The sequence below is a fragment of the Azorhizobium caulinodans ORS 571 genome, assembly GCF_000010525.1.
GTDB lineage: Bacteria > Pseudomonadota > Alphaproteobacteria > Rhizobiales > Xanthobacteraceae > Azorhizobium > Azorhizobium caulinodans.
In genome coordinates, this window is the sequence record NC_009937.1 from 1,093,010 (window position 1) to 1,111,441 (window position 18,432).

At 67.0% G+C, this 18,432-nt stretch carries 13 protein-coding genes; 3 read left to right on the forward strand and 10 right to left on the reverse strand.

Annotated elements, in window-relative coordinates:
* Positions 1-57: 57 nt before the first annotated feature.
* The 3 genes from AZC_RS05025 to AZC_RS05040 all read right to left on the reverse strand — a co-directional run bounded on the left by AZC_RS05025 (position 58) and on the right by AZC_RS05040 (position 4,573).
* A complete protein-coding gene (locus AZC_RS05025) occupies positions 58-456 on the reverse strand; it encodes a PRC-barrel domain-containing protein (RefSeq protein ID WP_043878917.1) in 399 nt (132 codons plus the stop codon).
* A gap of 277 nt (positions 457-733) precedes the next feature.
* The gene (gene adiC, locus AZC_RS05035; RefSeq protein WP_012169513.1) at positions 734-2,260 is read right to left on the reverse strand and encodes an arginine/agmatine antiporter; all 1,527 of its coding nucleotides are present in this window, start codon (positions 2,258-2,260) and stop codon (positions 734-736) included.
* 12 nt (positions 2,261-2,272) lie between these two features.
* Positions 2,273-4,573 carry an Orn/Lys/Arg decarboxylase N-terminal domain-containing protein gene (locus AZC_RS05040; RefSeq protein ID WP_043878919.1) on the reverse strand — a complete coding sequence of 767 codons (2,301 nt, stop codon included), beginning with the start codon at positions 4,571-4,573 and terminating at the stop codon, positions 2,273-2,275.
* A 470-nt stretch (positions 4,574-5,043) separates the two neighbouring features.
* Here AZC_RS05040 and AZC_RS05045 point away from each other — a divergent pair, with 470 nt between their 5' ends.
* The 3 genes from AZC_RS05045 (at position 5,044) to AZC_RS05055 (ending at position 11,053) form a co-directional block, all read left to right on the forward strand.
* On the forward strand, positions 5,044-6,219 hold the full coding sequence (locus AZC_RS05045) for a phosphoserine transaminase (RefSeq protein ID WP_012169515.1): 1,176 nt from the start codon (positions 5,044-5,046) through the stop codon (positions 6,217-6,219).
* Positions 6,220-6,657: 438 nt separating this feature from the next.
* Positions 6,658-8,247, forward strand: a complete 1,590-nt coding sequence (serA, locus tag AZC_RS05050) for a phosphoglycerate dehydrogenase (RefSeq protein ID WP_148209803.1) — start codon at positions 6,658-6,660, stop codon at positions 8,245-8,247.
* A gap of 115 nt (positions 8,248-8,362) precedes the next feature.
* Positions 8,363-11,053 (forward strand): CHAT domain-containing protein, encoded by a 2,691-nt coding sequence (locus AZC_RS05055; RefSeq protein WP_043878920.1) that lies wholly within the window; start codon positions 8,363-8,365, stop codon positions 11,051-11,053.
* Positions 11,054-11,074: 21 nt separating this feature from the next.
* Here the strand turns inward: AZC_RS05055 and AZC_RS05060 are convergent, their stop codons facing one another.
* The 7 genes from AZC_RS05060 to AZC_RS05090 all read right to left on the reverse strand — a co-directional run bounded on the left by AZC_RS05060 (position 11,075) and on the right by AZC_RS05090 (position 18,363).
* Positions 11,075-12,001 (reverse strand): DMT family transporter, encoded by a 927-nt coding sequence (locus AZC_RS05060; RefSeq protein ID WP_012169518.1) that lies wholly within the window; start codon positions 11,999-12,001, stop codon positions 11,075-11,077.
* A 220-nt stretch (positions 12,002-12,221) separates the two neighbouring features.
* A complete protein-coding gene (locus AZC_RS05065; RefSeq protein ID WP_012169519.1) occupies positions 12,222-13,094 on the reverse strand; it encodes a dienelactone hydrolase family protein in 873 nt (290 codons plus the stop codon).
* A gap of 177 nt (positions 13,095-13,271) precedes the next feature.
* Positions 13,272-13,829 (reverse strand): disulfide bond formation protein B, encoded by a 558-nt coding sequence (locus AZC_RS05070; RefSeq protein ID WP_012169520.1) that lies wholly within the window; start codon positions 13,827-13,829, stop codon positions 13,272-13,274.
* A gap of 9 nt (positions 13,830-13,838) precedes the next feature.
* Positions 13,839-13,994 carry a DUF5993 family protein gene (locus tag AZC_RS25855; protein WP_012169521.1) on the reverse strand — a complete coding sequence of 52 codons (156 nt, stop codon included), beginning with the start codon at positions 13,992-13,994 and terminating at the stop codon, positions 13,839-13,841.
* A 103-nt stretch (positions 13,995-14,097) separates the two neighbouring features.
* Complete coding sequence (locus AZC_RS05080; RefSeq protein WP_043878921.1) at positions 14,098-15,255, reverse strand: serine hydrolase domain-containing protein; 1,158 nt, start codon at positions 15,253-15,255, stop codon at positions 14,098-14,100.
* Between the two features lie 212 nt (positions 15,256-15,467).
* Complete coding sequence (locus AZC_RS05085; protein WP_043878922.1) at positions 15,468-17,441, reverse strand: protein meaA; 1,974 nt, start codon at positions 17,439-17,441, stop codon at positions 15,468-15,470.
* 166 nt (positions 17,442-17,607) lie between these two features.
* A complete protein-coding gene (locus AZC_RS05090) occupies positions 17,608-18,363 on the reverse strand; it encodes an IclR family transcriptional regulator (RefSeq protein WP_012169524.1) in 756 nt (251 codons plus the stop codon).
* Positions 18,364-18,432: the final 69 nt, after the last annotated feature.

Below are 18,432 nucleotides of genomic sequence, written 5' to 3' on the forward strand. Positions count from 1 at the left end.
GGCGGCCGGACGTGCGAAAGGCCCCCGGGCGGGGGCCTTTCCTTGATGAGTGGAAGATCAGCGCTTCCAGCGGCCCTCATACTTGAACTCGGGCGCGCCCTTGAGCTGGTCCTTGGTGGCGTCCATCGTCGCCATCCACTTCTTGTCGTTCTCGGAATAGGTGACCTTCACCGACGACGGGCGGACGATCACGTAACGCTCGCCCATGCCGAGGAAGCCGCCGACCGAGAGAATGTAGCCGGACAGCTGGCCCTGCGAGAGGATGAGATCCTTGATCTCGCCCACCGTCTCGTTGTTGCCATTGGTCACGTTGAGGCCGATCAGGTTGTAGCTCAGCACGTCCGTCGGCGCGGCTTTCACGAACACGTCGGTGGAAGCGGCGGTCTGCGCAAGCGCGGGCAGGGCCGGCAAAGCAAGAGCGGCGGTCGCGGCAAGCGCAAGGAAGGTGCGGCGCATGTTCGGGCACTCCGTTATACTGAAGGAACATGCGACTAACGCTGACGTGGCACTGCGGTTCCACGCGACGAGCATCTTTACGGCTGCGTTTTTCAGGCGAAACCTTGGCCGTTGGGATGATGGGCTCGCCCGCCGGCTTCCAGAGGAGCGGGTCGGAGAGCTCGCGCAGTTCCGTGCGCCACCCGCCGTAACGTCAGAGTGCAGTTGGCCATACTAATCATAAGGTCAGGAACGGAGACCCAAGCCGGTGCTGGGGCGGCCGGCATGGGCCGACAGGCTATTTCGTCGTCCCGACGGGCGCGGGCATCGTCGTCTGTGCGGGCGGGACGGGCGAGCGGGTCCGCAGGTTCTGAGTCTCGTAACGTCCGATGGACATCCAGAACAGGCCGGCGAGTGCGAGGATGGTGGCTGTCACCGTCACATAGCGGATCCAGGTGGGCGCCGCGCCTCCGGGCACCAGATGCTTCTCCTCGATCTCCCGCTTGCGGGTGATGGCCGCCGAATAGAAGACGATGGTGGCGATGACGAAGATCAGCGACCAGCGGGTCTGCTCGCCGTCCGAGCCCACGAGGGCGACGAGGCTGTAGGCGGCAGCCCCGAGGCCCACCAGAACATAGATGTTGTACTGGTGCGTGGGCATCTTCCTGTAGCCCAGAACCTTGATGGAAATGGCGGAATAGATGTAGGGCAACAGCGTCATGATGACCGCGATGGACGCAATCTTGCCGAACTGCTGGCTGGCGGTCGGCGACATGGTCGCGAACACCTGCACGGTCATGATCGCGGCGACGATGGCAAGGCCCGCCGAGGGCACGCCCTTCGCGTTCACCTTGGCGAACACGGCTCCGAAGAGCCCATCATCCGCTGCCGCCTTCGCAGTCTGGCCGACGAGCAGCGTCCAGCCGGCGAGCGAGCCAAGGCAGCCCAGCGCCGCGCAGATGGCCACCGCCGAGCCCGCGATATCGCCCAGTGCCAGCCGCGCGGCATCCGCAAAGGGTGCCGAGGAGGCGATGAGCGCCTTGTTCGGGATCATGCCCATGATGACGGTGGAGGAGAGGATGTAGGCGACAGCTGCCAGCACCACGCCGCCCACAGTGGCGATGGGCACGTTGCGCTGCGGATTGCGTACCACGCCCGCCGATACGGAGGCGCTCTCCACGCCGATGAAGGCCCAGAGGGTGAAGTTGAGCGTCGCCATGATGGCCGCCCCGCTCTCCTTGCCGGAGACGTTCCAGCCCTCCGCATAGGTTGCCGGAGAGAACCAGAACCAGCCGAACACCGCCATGCCGAGGATGGGGATGAGGGCGAAGACCGTCGTGAAGGACTGCAGCCGGCCGACCACGTTCGGGCCGAGGATGTTGGCATAGGTGAAGAACCAGATGAGCGCCACCTGCGCCAGGGCGGAGGTGAGCGGGTCCTTCAGTGCCGGGAAGAAGGCGGTGAGATAGCCGAGCCCGGCCACCGCGAGGCCCACGTTGCCCACCACATTGGCCAGCCAGTAGATGAGGTTGGTCTGGTAGCCCATATAGTCGCCGAAGGCCTTGCGGGCATAGGCATACGGACCACCGGCCGCCGGATCGATGGCCGCGAGGCGGGCGAAGGTCAGCGCCAGCGCCACGGCGCCGGCGATGGTGATCAGCCAGCCAATGACGGCGATGGAGCCGATGGCGGCGAGATTGGCGGGCAGCATGAAGACGCCCGATCCCATCATGTTGCCGGCGACCATCAGGGTCGCCGGCACGAGGCCGATCTTTGCGGCCTCGGCGTCGGTGGAAGCGGCAGGGGCGGTGTCGGTGGAGGACATGCTCGCAGCCCCTCAGCGCACGATGCGGTGGATGAGATAGCGCCCGTCCTCCACCTCCACGCCGTGCGTGTCGTGGGCAAAGCCGGGGAAGCGCAGGTCATAGGCTTCCAGCGCCTTGAGATAGCCGAGCACGGGGCCATCTGCCGGGCCGGCATTCTCGCCGGGCATCAAGAGCGGGATGCCGGGCGGGTAGGGCACCACGCCGGTCGCGACCGTATGGCCGGCGAGTTCGTCCAGCGTCACCTGTTCCACCTGCCCCTGGACCAGCCGCTCATAGGCCTGCACGGGGCTGAAATCGGGATGCGGCAGGAGGGAGAAGGCCTGCGCCATCATGGCGGTGGTCTTCAGTTCGTCCATGGCCGCGAACATGGTGTCCGCCAGATCCTTCAGGCCCAGGCCGAGATAGCGGTCGCCGGTGGTTTCAGCGAGCGGCGGAATAGCGAGTTCGATGGGCAGGTTGGCGTCGTAGTCCCGCTTGAAGTCGCACAGGGCGCTGACGAGCGAGCCCCATTTGCCCTTGGTGATGCCCAGCGAGAACAGGAACAGGATGGTGAAGTCCGTGGTCTTCTCCACCACGATGCCGCGGGCATCGAGATAGGCGGTGACGAGGCTTGCGGGAATGCCCACGGGCATCAGTCCGCCGCCCGGCGCGACGCCCGGCGTCACCACCGAGACCTTGATGGGGTCGAGCATGCAATAGCCGTCCTCGATGGCGCCGAAGCCGTGCCACTGGGCGTCCGGCTTCAGCACCCAGCAGGACGGATCGGTGGCGAGCGCTTCCGGCGATGCCTCGTGGAAGGGGGTCACGCGCCCGGTCTTCGGGTCGCGCACCGTGTCCGGCTGCCAGCAGTCGAAGAACCAGTCGCCCTGCTCGGCCGCCTCATTGGCGAGACGCGACATCATCTGCCGGAAGGCGACGGCCTCGGCGATGGACTCACCCGTCAGCGCCGCGCCGCCGGGACCATCCATCATCGCCGCCGACACGTCGTTGGAGGCGATGATGGGATAGAGCGGCGAAGTCGAGGCGTGCATCATGAACGTCTCGTTGAAGATGCAGTGCGGGATCGGGCGGCGCCCGTCGCGCACGTGGATGAAGGAGGCCTGAGACAGCGCCGCCAGCAGCTTGTGCGTGGACTGGGTGGCGAAGACCGTCGGCTTGTCCGCGCCATGGGCCGACGGATCGCCATGCATGGCATGGCGGTCTCGATAGAGGGGATTGAAGCGCGCGTAGCCGTACCACGCCTCGTCGAAATGCAGCCGGTCCACGCTGCCACCCAGCAGTTCCTCCACGCGGGAGACGTTGTAGCACAGGCCGTCATAGGTGGAGTTTGTGATGATCGCGTGCTTAGGTATCCGATCTGCCAGGCCTGCGGTCAGCGGATTGGCCTCGATGGCCTGGCGCACCGCCGCCGTCGTCAGCCGCTCGGGCGGAATGGGGCCGATGATGCCGTAATGGTTGCGGGTCGGCACCAGATAGGTCGGCACGGCGCCGGACATGGTCATCGCGTGCTCGGCGGACTTGTGGCAGTTGCGGTCGCACAGGGCGATCTGGTCGCGGCTCACGCTCGCCATCAGGATGACGCGGTTGGAGGTGGAGGAGCCGTTGGTGACGTGATAGGTGCGGTGGGAGCCGAAGACGCGCGCGGCGTATTTCTCGCTTGCGCCGATGGGACCGGAATGGTCCAGCAGCGAGCCAAGCTCACCCACCGAGATGGAGAGGTCGGAGCGCAGCAGGGGCTCGCCGAAGAACTCGAAGAAGGCGCGGCCGGGCGGGGATTTCAGGAAGGCCGTTCCGCCCGTGTGGCCCGGCGTGTGCCAGGAATATTCATGCACCCGCGCGAACTTGACCAAGGCGCCGAACATGGGCGGGAGCACGGTCGCGCGGTAGCGCTCCACGGCCGCCTCGACGCGCCCGCCGACGAAGTCGATGGTGTCTTCCAGCAGCCAGACGAAATCGTCCACCTGCGCCATGACCTTCGCCGGCACGGTGGATGCGACGCTGCGGTCCGCCAGCAGGAACACGGGGACCGTATGGTTGCGCGCGCGCAGCGTTTCAAGGACCGCGATAGCCGGGGCATGGCCATCCGGCCCGAGATCCCAGTCCAGCAGGACGCATTGCAGGGCCGGGTCCGAGCCGACGATGGCGATGGCGTCTGACGAGGTGGCGGCGGTGACGATGCGGATGTCCCGCCGCTCCAGTTCCGCCACCAGTCCCCGCAGCGCGCGGCCCGCAGCCGTTTCAAGTGCAATCTCGTCGTCGACGACGAGGGCCTTCATGCCGAGGCGATGATGCGCTTTGGTGGGCGTGCTCATGACGATGTCCTCGGAGGTGGGGCGCAAGAGCTCGGCGCCCGGAGGGGCCTGCGCCCGACGGAGCGCGCGAGCTTGCGTGAAATAATGGGATGAAGTGGGTTGGCGCGGCGATGGGAGACGCGCCGGGGCGCCTCCGGCTGCGGAAGGTCGGGAGAGGCCGCTTGGCGAGACCGTGCAGGCATAGCCGCACTCTTTCACCTGATGGGTGCACACGGGCACACCCTGACGCTCTCACACTACAGGTATTTGTCCTGGTCGAAATTGATCTCGGCCAATGATGGAAAGCATTCCCGGCTATATTAATAGTCAAGTATTGTGCGGGTGCGAGATGAAAGCCGTCTCGCCCCGAGAGTTCTGGTTGGTCGCGCCGTCGTGTCGAATGGCCGCTTGCTTTTGGGTGTCGCCCGGCCTAGACCCGTCCGCGGGACACTCCCCCCCAACGGGGAGCGCCCATCTGAAAGGATGGACACATGACGAGCAATGACGCGCCGCATCAGAAGCCGGCGAACCCCAATTTTTCGTCTGGACCTTGCGCCAAGCGCCCCGGGTGGTCGCTGGATGCACTCCGCGACGCCCCTCTGGGCCGCTCGCATCGCGCCAAGGTGGGCAAGGCCAAGCTGAAGCTGGCCATTGACCTTACCCGCGACGTTCTTGAGGTTCCGGACGACTACCGCATCGGCATCGTGCCGGCGTCCGACACCGGCGCCGTGGAAATGGTGCTGTGGTCCATGCTCGGCGCCCGCGGCGTCGACATGCTCGCATGGGAAAGCTTCGGCGAGGGCTGGGTGACCGATGTCGCCAAGCAGCTCAAGCTCGAGAATGTCCGCACGCTGACCGCGCCCTATGGCGAACTGCCGGACCTGAAGGCCGTCAATTTCGAGAATGACGTGGTCTTCACCTGGAACGGCACCACCTCCGGCGTGATGGTGCCGGATGCGGACTGGATTCCGGCGGACCGCGCCGGCCTCACCATCTGCGACGCCACCTCGGCCGCCTTCGCGCAGCCGCTCGATTTCGCCAAGCTCGATGTGGTCACCTTCTCCTGGCAGAAGGTGCTGGGCGGCGAGGCCGCGCACGGCATGCTCATCCTCTCCCCGCGCGCGGTGGAGCGGCTTGAGACCTACAAGCCTGCCTGGCCGCTGCCGAAGATCTTCCGCATGACCAAGGGCGGCAAGCTCATCGAAGGCATCTTCGAGGGCGAGACCATCAACACGCCCTCCATGCTCTGCGTGGAAGACTATATCGATGCCCTGCACTGGGCGAAGTCCGTGGGCGGCCTGCCGGGCCTGAAGGAGCGGGCAAACCGCAATTTCGAGGTCATCGCCCAGTGGGTGCACCGCACGCCGTGGGTGGACTTCCTCGCCACCGATCCCGTCACCCGCTCCAACACCTCGGTGTGCCTGAAGGTGGTGGACCCGGCCGTGACCACACTGCCGGCCGATGCCCAGGCCGCCTTTGCCAAGGCCATCACCTCCGGCCTTGAGAAGGGCGACATCGCCTACGACATCGGCTCCTATCGCGATGCGCCGGCCGGCCTGCGCATCTGGTGTGGCGCCACCGTGCAGGCGACCGACATAGAGGCCCTCACCCACTGGCTGGACTGGGCCTTCACCGTCGCCAAGGGCTCCCTGCCGCAAGCGGCCTGAGGCCGAGCGGCACGGAGCGGTTTTGCGCGTGCGTGATGTGAAGTCGCGTGTCTGAACGGTGGTGTCAGTAGAGCGACGCGCTCCCTCTCCCGCTTGCGGGGGAGGGTAGGGGAGGGGGTAGGTGCGCCTTGATGGCTTGTCCTGACCTCATCTTGCCGTGTGCGTGTCAGCTGGGTTCCGCCATGCCCCCTCCCAACCCTCCCCCGCAGGCGGGAGAGGGCTGCGAACGGGGACGGGTCGCTGGCTCACCGTTGTGTCGCCTAGATCGCTCTGAAGCCCAGACCCGTACTGCGCGCTCGTGCCTTTTGCGCCTTGCCGCTGATCCGCCGATCAGGACCTTGAGCCCTTTCGGCATCGGCCGGCCCAGACCTTCTGCCATAACGCCCCGCCGGCCGCTTTGAGCGCGGCGGGGCCGGTCCCCCTTGCATCCGGAGCCGCATCATGGCCCCTCGCGTTCTCATTTCCGACAAGCTGTCCGATGCCGCCGTTCAGATCTTCAAGGATCGCGGCGTGGAGGTGGATTTCCGCCCCGATCTCGGCAAGGACAAGGATAAGCTCGCCGAAGTCATTGGCGATTATGACGGCCTCGCCATCCGCTCGGCGACCAAGGTCACGCCGAAGATCCTGGAGAAGGCCTCCCGCCTCAAGGTGATCGGCCGCGCCGGCATCGGCGTCGACAATGTGGACATTCCCGCCGCCACCGCCCGTGGCGTCATCGTGATGAACACGCCCTTCGGCAATTCCATCACCACCGCCGAGCACGCCATCGCCATGATGTTCGCGCTCGCCCGTCAGATCCCGCAGGCGGATGCGTCCACGCAGGCCGGCAAGTGGGAGAAGAACCGCTTCATGGGCGTGGAGCTCACGGCCAAGACGCTAGGCATCATCGGCTGCGGCAACATCGGCTCTATCGTCGCCGAGCGCGGCATCGGGCTGAAGATGAAGGTCATCGCCTTCGATCCCTTCCTCTCGCCGGAGCGGGCTCTGGCGCTGGGCGTGGAGAAGGTGGAACTGGACGAGCTGCTCGCCCGCGCCGACGTCATCACTTTGCACACGCCGCTCACCGAGAAGACGAAGAACGTCCTCTCGGCCGAGAACATCGCGCGCGCCAAACCGGGCGTGCGCATCATCAATTGCGCGCGCGGCGGCCTCGTGGACGAGGTGGCCCTGCGCGCCGCCCTCGACAGCGGCCATGTGGCGGGCGCGGCCTTCGATGTCTTCTCCGTGGAGCCGGCGGAGACCAATGTGCTGTTCGGCCATCCCAATGTGGTGTGCACGCCGCATCTCGGCGCCGCCACCACTGAGGCGCAGGAGAATGTGGCCCTCCAGGTGGCTGAGCAGATGAGCGATTATCTGCTGGCGGGGGCCATCTCCAATGCGGTGAACTTCCCCTCCATCACGGCGGAGGAGGCTCCCCGCCTCAAGCCCTTCATTGCGTTGGCGGAAAAGCTCGGCTCCTTCGCCGGGCAGCTCACCGACACGGACATCAAGACCGTGCGCATCACCTATGAGGGCGCCGTTGCGGAGCAGAAGGTGAAGGCGCTCACCAGCGCCGCCATCGCCGGCCTGCTGCGCCCCGTGCTGGCGGATGTGAACGTGGTGTCCGCGCCCTCGGTCGCCAAGGAACGGGGCATCGTCATCGAGGAGACCACCCGCGACGCGGTGGGCGACTATGACAGTCTCGTCACCTTGTCCGTGGTGGCGGATGATTTCGAGCGCCACGTGGCCGGCACGGTCTTCGCGGATGGCCAGCCGCGCATCGTGGACATCAAGGGCATCAAGGTGGATGCCGGCTTCGCGCCCAACATGCTCTATGTCACCAATGAGGATAAGCCGGGCTTCATCGGCCGGTTCGCGAGCCTTCTGGGCGATGCGGGCGTGAACATCGCCACCTTCGCGCTCGGCCGCGACCATCCCGGCGGAGACGCCATCGCCCTTGTGGAGGTAGATGGCCCCGTGCCGGCGGACGTGCTCGGCAAAGTGAGCGCGCTGCCCCATGTCCGGCAGGTGAAACAGCTCCGCTTCTGAAACCTCCCCGGCGCTTGGGGGTTGTCTCCGGGCGCCGGGCGGTAGCACCTTGCACCGCCTTTTCGGCGCCGACGCCTTACAACAAGCGTTGGCGCAACATGCGATGAGGTGGCGAATGTCGGGCCGGCTGGTCTTCCTGCTGCGTGTGGCGATTGGCGTGGTCGCGCTGTCCGCCGGTGGTGCGGCGCTGGCGCAGACGGCGGGCGGGACAACGCAGGCCATGAAGGGCTGCGAGCGCCTGCTGGCTGAAGGCAAGGTGCAGGAGGGCTATCCCTGCCTGCGCGACGTGCTGAAGACCATCGCCGCCGGCTCCGATGATGCCCGCACGCTGCAGGAATATCGCACCTGGGCCGAGGCCTTCCTCCAGGCCCGCCAACCGCGCCTTGCGGCCGCGCTCTATGAAGACGCGCTGGCCAGCCGCGCCGCGTCGGGCAAGCCGCTGGCCGATCTCGGGCGCATCCACTTCGCCTATTCCTATTATGTCCTGAGCCGGGGTCCGGACAAGGACAAGGCCATCGCCCACGCCCGCGCCGGCCTCGACATTCTGGAAAAGACCCTAGGCCCCGGCGCCTATGACACGGTGGCGGCGCGCGACAATCTCGCGGTGCTGTTGTCGGACAGCGGCGCCATCGCGCCCGGCCTTAATCTCGCCGAGAGCAATTTCGATATCGCACTGAAATCCCTGGGCGAGGACGAGCCGCTCACGTGGCGCGTCTCGAACAACTTCGCGGAGGCGCTGCGCTCCATCGGCCGGCCCGAGGCCGCCGTTCCCATCGATCAGGTGCTGCTCGCCAAGCGCGTGAAGCATTATGGCGAGGGCAGCATTCAGGCGCTGGTGAGCGCCAGCAATCTGGCGCTCAGCTATCTGGAGATGGGCGACAAGGCGCAGGCCATGCGCTACTTCCGCCTGCAGGGCCGCTTCGGCGCGAAGCTGGCGGACCCCACCTCCGAGCACGAGGCGCAAGCCAAGGCCTGGTACACCTACACGGACATCTTCTTCTCGCCCGATCCGCAACTGAAGCCCGACATGCTCGAAGCCCTCATGGGCCTCAAGGATTGGCGAAGCGCGCCGGACCTGATGCGGGTCAAGGCCTCCGAGCTGGCCGCCAAGGAGTATGAGCGGCAGGGCAAGGTGCGGCAGGGGCTGGCCCTGCGGCAGGCGGCCTATGAGATTTCCGCCTCGAGCTTCTCCGCCCGCAGCCCCATCACCTTCGATGCGCTGCTGGGGCTCGCCCGCGCCCATGTGCGCAATCAGGAGCCGGAGAAGGCGCTCGCCACCTTCCGCGATCTCGATCGCCAGCTCTATGACTGGACCCTGCGCGAGGTAGGCACGGCGGGTAACCGCTTCATCGCCGAAACCACGCGCGTGCTGGCGGACAATTTCCTCTATGAATTCGGCCGCTTCGCGCTGGAAGAGCCGTCCGCCCGCCCGGCTTTCGCGGATGCGGCGGGTCGCTGGAAGGCGCTGGAAAGCGGCCAGCGGGCGCGGCTACGGCAGATGGTCGACACTCTGCCCGACGACGTGAAGCCGCTGGCGCAGGAGGTCATCCGGCTTCTTGGCCGCCAGCAGGAGGTGCTCTCGGAGCGCCGCACGGCCGCCGAGCGCCGGGACGAAGAGGCGCTGGTTCAGGATGTGCAGAAGAAGAGCGGGGAACTGTCGGTACGTCTCGCCGCGCTCAAGCTGCCCGAACCGCCGCCGCTGGACGCGGCGATCGCCGGCGCGCTCGGTCCGAAGGACGCGCTGGTGAACTTCGTTCTGATCACCCGCCGTCAGGGCACCCGCAGCAGTGATGCGGCCATCGAGGACCAGCGCTTGCTCGCGGTGGTGCGCCGGCACGACCAGCCGCCGCAGGTGCTGGAGCTTGGCAGCTTCCCCGACATCGTCGCCCGCCTGAAGGTGGGTCAGGAGGGGACGGACACGGCGAAGGAAATGTATGCGGCCCTGTTCGGCAAGCTGTCGGGTGCGCTCGGTGGGGCTGAGCGTCTGTTCATCGTTCCGGATGCCGAGCTTTATGGCATTCCCTTCGCGGCGCTGCGGGATGGCGAAGGGCGATTCCTCGACCAGATCTACGAAGTGCGCCTGCTGACGCGCGAGGACGCCCTGCCCACCGCCGTGCGCCGCGACCGGCTCGCGCCGGGTGGCAAGGCGGTTCTGGCGGGCGGACTGGACTTCTCCTCCGGCAAGCAGAAGGGCCCGCGGGCGCTCCCGGCCACCGCGCGCGAGGTGGCGGAGGTGGGCAAGGTTCTGACGAGCGCGGGCTATGGCACGCGCGTCCTTACCGGAACTGCCGGCACGGAGGACGCGCTGCGTCAGGCCATTCCCGGCGCCTCCGTGGTGCATCTCGCCACCCACGGCTTCTTCGAGCCGCCCCATGATGGCCTGAGCGCGCTCTGGCGCGGCGGCATCGTGCTGGCGCGGGCGGGAGACGACAAGCCGCCGAAGGCCAATGACCGTGACGGCTATCTCTATGCCGAGGAACTGATGGGCTGGGACCTCTCGGCCGCCGATCTCGTGGTCCTCTCCGCCTGCGAGACGGCGGTGGGCGACCGGAGCGCGGTGAGCGCCATTCGCGGCCTGCCGACGGCGCTTGCCATTGCCGGGGCGCGGCGCTCGCTGCTCACCCTCTGGCCGGTGGCAGATGCGGGCGCGGCCAATTTCATGATCGCCTTCTACCGTCATGCCGCCGAGCCCGGCGCGACTTTCTCCAGCGCCCTGCGCCAGACGCGGCTGGACGCCATCGCCGGCAAGGTGCCGCAGGCGGACGATCCCGAGGTGTGGGCGAGCTTCGTGATGTACGAGGGATAGCGGTCAGGCTGGCGAAGGCCTTCAGGCGGGCTTTGCACCCTTCGCCCGTGTCGCGGTGAGGATGCCCGTCAGCACCAGCGCATACCCGGCCGCATGGAACCAGGCGAAGGTCTCGCCGAGGAAGAGGATGGCCAGCGCCGTGCCGAACACCGGCATGAGGTGGAAGAAGGGCGCCGCCCGGTTGGCGCCGACAAGCTGCACCCCGCGATTGAAGGCGAGATAGGCGAGCAGCGAGGGGGCGGTGGAAACATAGGCGAACACGCCCAGCGTGAAGCGGTTGAAATGCAGCTCCGCGCCATGGGTCAGTTCCCAGGCCATCACCGGCAGGAGCAGGACGCCGCCAATGGCCATGATGGCGGCAAGGAAGGAGAGCGGCCCGAGCGGCGGGCGCACCCGCAGTATCGCCGTGTAGAAGGCATAGATTGCGAGCGCCACCATGATCCAGATGTCGCCGGCATTGAGGGTCAGGTGCAGCAGCGTGTCGATGCTGCCGCCGCTGATGATGATGAGCACGCCGGCGAGCGAGATGAAGACGCCCACGGTCTGGCCGAGCGACAGGCCGTCGCGGAACAGCAGGAGGCTCCAGACGGCGACCAGCAGGGGGCTGATGGATTGCAGCAGCAGTCCGTTGAGCGCCTGCGTGTACTGGAGGCCGTAATAGCTCATGGCGTTGTAGCTGGCGATGCCGGTCGACGAGAGCAGCACGAGGCGCCAGAAGTGGCGGCGGAGGAGGGGCGCGTCGCGCACGATCTGCCGCCAGGCGAACGGCAGCAGGATCAGCGTCGCCAGCAGCCAGCGCACGCAGGCCGTGGTGATGGGCGGCACGGCGCCCACCATGTAGCGGCCGATCACCATGTTGATGGCCCAGAGCAGGGCCGTGAAGCTGAGCAGCAGATAAGGCGCGTTGGCGATGGCAGCCAAGGGAGACTGGGCGGCGCGAACGGACATGAATCCTCCTGGCGCCCCGGGCAGGGGCGACCCATTCTTCTGCTGTGGCGGCGGGCGCCGCCCAAGCCGCGTCGTTGCGCGGCCGGAAGCCTGTGCACCAGGAATGCGCAGGGGCAGGGCTTCGATCCACGCTCTATCGCGGGATCGTCAGGAAGGGAAATGAAACTCGCATCCGCATCCATCGGGGATGCTGATGGGTCCTGTCGCTTCGCTTATGCCCTCAGTGGGCGGCGGCCGTGAGATACCGGCTGAGGAAGGCGGGCACGCGCGAGAGGGCGTCCGAGCGGGCGGCAGGGTCGGTGCCTGTGATGGGCACGACGCCGGCCGTGGTGCGGAATTCCGGCCGCTCGCGATAGGCGAGGCCCGGCCAGTCGAAATCATGATAGGCGCCCGAATAGATGCGCAGCGTCACCGGATTTCCGGCGCTCGCCGCCTCCGTCAGCAGCGCCTCGCAGGGCTGGAGCGGGGACCAGACGTCCTTCTCTCCGAGCAGGACGAGCAGGGGAATGCGGCTCGACCAGCCGCCCGGCTGGCGGGCGGCGCTGCACGAGCCGGGATAGAAGGCGACCGCCGCCTGGAAGTCGCGGGATGGGGCAAGGCCCGCCGGACGGGCGGAACTGTCCGTTCGCAGCGTGTTCAGCACCGTTCCGCCGCCCTGCGACCAGCCCATGAGCGCAATACGGCCGGGGTTTACGAACGGCTGGGCTTGGAGATAGGCGAGCGCGCCGTACATGTCCTTCGGACGGGCGCGATAGACATCGGAGCGGAAATTGGCCGGTGCGCACATGCTGCGCACGCCGCGCGGGGTGAAGCTGTCCACCATCAGCACGCTGTATCCGGCGCCGTTGAGGCGCTGGGCCCAATCGGTCTCGCGGGCGTTGATGCCATTCTTGCCGATCAGGCCGCCGCAGCCATGGGCGAAGACGACTGCCGGCCCCGGTCCCTGTCCGGCGCGGAAGAGATAGCCGTCAATCAGGGTGCCGTCGCGGGACGGAAAGCTCACTTTCTCCTGCGCCTGAGCGGCCGGGCTGGCGGCGAGAAGCCCGAGCGCAGCGAGGCCGGCCAGCGCCAGACGGGTGAGGAGGTGTGGCATGGGGCGCTCCCGATCATCCTTTTGCGCCCGAGCTTAAGCCGCCTTCGCGTGTCTTGCACCGTCGCGCAACGGCAGGCTGTGCCGGATCGGGACAGGCGCTGGCAGGATGGGAACGGGAGCGGACCAAAGCGGGAGCGAATCGGTCGTGCGGCTCTTTTCCCGATCCGTTCCGCCGGATTACGGCCCCTTCTGGAAGAGCTGGTAGGAGGTGGGATTGTCGGGGCAAAGGCCGCCGCCGCATTCCAGCACGGTGGACGCGCCATTGCCGAACGCCAGCAGGAAGCCGAGCACCACCATGGCAAGGCCGAAGGTGGCGGCCCGCGGGCCGAGCGGCCGGTTGTCGCCGGCGAACTGCTGGTCGAACAGCAGCATGAGCCCGCAGCCGAGGATGATGACGCAGAAGAGCACCAGCGCCCAGCTGTAGAAATGCAGGCCGAGGAGCGCATCGCCATAGGTGCCCGTGCCCGGCACGATGTGCAGCAGCGTCTGCCGCCCCGAGATCAGGCCGCCGCAGAAGGCGGAGAGGATGACAATGGCATAGTGGCTCGGCCGGGGACCGAACTTCACGTTGAGGGCCAGCCCGAAGGCGGCGCCCACGAAGCCGGCGCGCTGGAGCAGGCAGAGCGGACAGGGCAGGTCGCCGAAGGCGATCTGATCCACGAAGGCCACCAGGAGAACCAGGCAGACGGCGAGGAGGCCGATGGCATTGAGGGTGCGCGAGAGGCTGGCGGTCATGGCCGGGTCTCAGAGCACGAGGTTCAGCGGGTCGGTGGCGTGCATCCGGAACAGCGCCAGCAGAGCGATCAGCGACAGGCCCCACAAGGCGATGGCGGCGAGCCGCTGGCCGATGAGGATGCACAGGAAGGCCAGGGCAATGCCGAAGAAGGGAATGCTCATCATGGGCTCGTCTCCCGGCGCCCGCGCGACGGGCTGTTGACGTCAGCCTATAGGCGCGCGGGCTTGCGTGGAACCGGCCGGATGGCGGTACGGCCGTCTGCCTCCCTCAGCGTCCCTTGGAACGTGGATAGGCCGACTTGTCCGCGGGCGGCGTGAGGCCCTGCATGAGGTAGAGCACGTCGTTGGCGAGGGCGCAGCAGATCTCCGTATTGCTGCTGTCCATGGCGGTCATGCCATCCGTGTTGCTCAGCACGAACACGCCGGCGGGTGCGGGCGTCGTGCCGGGGGCAGGGCTGGGCAGGAAGGCGATGTAGCTGGAAAAGCCCGGCAGATCGCCGTCTTTCCACACGGTGGAGAAGGGTGTGTTGTCCACGGAGCCGAGGAACCAGCCAAGGCCGAGCTGGTCGCCCCAGCCGGTGGTTGCGGTCGTGGAGGGGCTCTGAAGCACGCCCAGCAGATCGTTGAGCGGGCCGTCCGGCAGGAGACCCATGTTGAACTGCAGCCACACCAGCATGTCCGCCGGCGAGGCGACGATGCCGCCGGCCCCATGATAGGCCGGAAACTGCGGCCAGCCGGGAGCGGCGGCGCTCTGGTAGCTCTGGCCGGAGAAGTAATAGCCCTGCGGCAGGGTATCGAGCCGCACCTCGTCGAAGAACTGGGCCGACAGTTCGAGCGGCTCGAAGATGAGGTCGATGACGATCTCTTCATAGCTCGCGTCCTGGTCGGCATAGGCCGGCAGCACGGCACCCATGAGGCCGAAGCCGAGATTGCTGTAGCGATAGGCGAGCTGGGAGGCGGGCTTCATCTGCGTATAGTTGAGGAAGCCCAGCATGCCGGGGATCGTGTAGGGCTGCGGCATCAGGCGCGGCTCGTCATGGGGTGGCCCATTGTCCTGTGGCAGCCCCGAGGAATAATTGACGAGCGAGGTGAGCGTGATGTCTGCGAACTGTTCGCCGATCTCAAGCTCGGGAAAGTCGCCGAGCGTCGCGTCCGCCGGCCCCTGCGTCTCCAGGAAATGGGCATAGGCTGTGGCGGTGAAGGTCTTCGAGACGGAGGCGAGCACGAACGGCGTGTCCTCGGTCAGCGCGAGCGGGCCATTGTCCTGCCGCTGCACGCCTCCGAAGGTGTAGATCGCCGAGACGTCCGGGTCGGGGCTGGCGATGCCGATGACGAAGGCGAGGCTCGTGTTCTCCGCCTGAAGCGCGAGATAGGGTTTTACGAGGGCGGCGAGGTCGTCCTCGCTCGGCTGGACGATGCTGGTCATGGACATTCCCTCCCCGTGGCGCCCGAGACGCGACGTCACGCCCGCAGCTTGCGCCCCGGCCATGGCGCTGTCACGACGGGAAAAATCGCAGGGCCTGTACCAGAGCGGCACAGGCCGCCACCCTCGCGGGAACAGGCGCGGATCAAACCGCGTCCGAATCGATGGAATGCCGCCGGACGCGGTTCGTTCGCGAGCGGAGACCGGCGGCCGGGTCAGGCCGCGTCCTGGGCCTCCCGGTCCACGATGGCGACGATGTCGGCCATGATGCGGTTCAGCTCGAAATTCTTCGGCGTATAGACCGCCGCGACCCCGAAGCCGCGCAGCTGCGCCTCGTCCTCCGGCGGGATGATGCCGCCCACCACGACGGGAACGTCAGAGAGCCCTTCAGCACGCATCCGCTCCATCACGTCGCGCACCAGCGGCACGTGGGAGCCGGAGAGGATGGAGAGGCCGACCACATGGACGCTCTCCTCCAGCGCGGCATTCACGATCTCCGCCGGGGTGAGGCGGATGCCTTCATAGACCACCTCCATGCCCGCATCGCGGGCGCGCACGGCGATCTGCTCGGCACCGTTGGAATGGCCGTCGAGGCCGGGCTTGCCGACGAGGAATTTGAGCCGGCGGCCGAGCTTCTGCGAGACCGCTTCGACATTGCTGCGCACTTCGTCGAGGCCTTTGGTGTCCACCCGCGCCGCGCGGCCGACGCCGGTGGGCGCGCGATATTCGCCGAAGATCTCCCGCAGGGCGGTGCCCCATTCGCCCGTGGTGACGCCCGCCTTGGCGCAGGCGATGGAGGGCTCCATGATGTTGCCGCCTTCGCGCGCCGCACGCTTCAGCGCGTCCATAGCGGCCCCAACCGCCGCCGGGTCGCGGGCCTCGCGCCAGGCCTTGAGACGGGACACCTGCTCGGGCTCCACATGCTCCGGCACGGTGAGGATGGCGCCCTCGCCTGTGGTCAGTGGCGAGGGCTCGGTCTCGGTCCAGCGGTTGACGCCGACGACCACCTGCTCGCCGCGCTCGATGGCTTCCAGCCGGCGGGTGTTCGATTCCACCAGCTGCTGCTTCATGTAGCTGTTCTCGATGGCCGCGACCGCGCCGCCCATGGCCTCGATGCGGGCGAGTTCCTCGCGCGCCTCGGCCTTCAGGGCTTCCACCTTGCGGTCGATCTCCACCGAGCCGTCGAAGATGTCGCCATAGTCCAGCAGGTCCGTCTCATAGGCCAGCACCTGCTGCATCCGCAGCGACCATTGCTGGTCGAAGGAGCGGGGCAGGCCGAGGGCCTCGTTCCAGGCCGGCAGCTGCACGGCGCGGGCGCGGGCCTTCTTGGAGAGCGTCACCGCCAGCATCTCGATGAGGATGCGGTAGACGTTGTTCTCGGGCTGCTGCTCCGTGAGGCCCAGCGAGTTCACCTGCACGCCATAGCGGAACAGCTTCTGCTTGGCGTCCGTGATGCCGTAGCGGTTGACGCAGATCTCGTCCCAGAGGTCCACGAACGCCCGCATCTTGCACATTTCGGTAATGAACCGCATGCCGGCATTCACGAAGAAGGAGATGCGCCCCACCACCTCGCCAAAGGCCGCGCCTTCCGCCTCGCCCGACTTCTTCACCGTGTCGAGGATGGCGATGGCGTTCGCGAGCGCGAAGGCCAGCTCCTGCACCGGCGTCGCCCCGGCCTCCTGCAGATGGTAGGAGCAGACGTTCATGGGGTTCCAGCGCGGCAGATGCTCGGTCGTGAAGACGATCACGTCCTTGGTGAGCCGCATGGAGGGCGCGGGCGGAAACACATAGGTGCCGCGCGAGAGATATTCCTTGATGATGTCGTTCTGCGTCGTGCCCTGGAGCTTTGCCCGGTCGGCGCCCTGCTCGTCGGCCACCGCGATATAGAGCGCCAGCAGCCAGGGGGCGCAGGCGTTGATGGTCATGGAGGTGTTCATCTCGGCCAGCGGAATACCCTCGAAGAGGGTGCGCATGTCGCCGAGATGGGAAATGGGGACGCCCACCTTGCCCACTTCGCCGCGTGCGAGGGGATGGTCGCTGTCATAGCCGGTCTGGGTGGGCAGATCGAAGGCTACCGAAAGGCCCGTCTGCCCCTTGGCGAGGTTGGCGCGGTAGAGCTTGTTCGATTCCGCCGCCGTCGAGTGACCCGCATAGGTGCGGAACAGCCAAGGTTTGTCCCGGCTTGTCATGATCCCTCCCCTTCGCGCTGCTGCACGTTCTGATCGACATATCTTGCGCCGCAACGTAGGCGGCGTCGATGCCGATTTTAGGCGTAGGGCAGGGGCGAAAGCGGGACGCGGAGCACTGTGCCGCATTGCCGCAGGAGCCCGGGGTGCCGGTCTTTGGGTGACGGGTTCAGCTCAGGAGCACCCGCAACTCCTCCTGCACGCGCAACATGGCGGGCAGATAATCGGAGGGCATGTCGCTCACCGTGACGGCCGCCGCGGGCGCGCCGATATTGAGCGCGGCGACAGTCCGGCCGCGAGAATCCTTCAGGGGAACGGCGATGGAGCACAGCCCGAGTTCCAGTTCCTGATCGATGATCGCATAGCCCTGCGTCCGCACGCGGGCGAGCTCCTCGAGCAGGTCATTCCGCGCGACCTTGGTGTGGGGCGTGAGGGGGCGGATGTCGGAACGGTCCAGCAGGGCGATGGCTTGGTCCGGCGGCAGTGCCGCCAGAAGCACGCGGCCCATGGAGGCGCACCAGGCCGGCAGGCGTGAGCCGGGCATGAGGTTGATGGACATGACCCGTCGCTGGGAGGCGCGGGCGATGTAAACGATCTCCGTGCCTTCCAGCACGCTCGCCGATGCGCTCTGCCCCACGTCCTTGGACAGGGCTTCCAGATGCGGCTGGAGCAGTTGCGGCAGGGGCGTCGCAGACAGATAGGCGGTGCCGAGCCGCAGCACCTTGGGGGTGAGCTCGAAATGCTTGCCGTCGGTGCGGGCGTAGCCCAGTTCCACGAGCGTCAGCAAGCAGCGCCGGGCGGTGGCCCGATCGAGGCCGGTCGCTTCCGACATCTGGGCGATGGTCATGCCCGGCTGCCCGGAGCCGAAGGCCTCCATCACCTTCAGCCCCTTGGCCAAACCGCCGATGAAATCCGTCTGCTTCATGGCGCGCTCGTGAGGTGTGCGATATTTGAACAAAAATCGAATATCGCACAAATGCCTTGCTGTCGATAG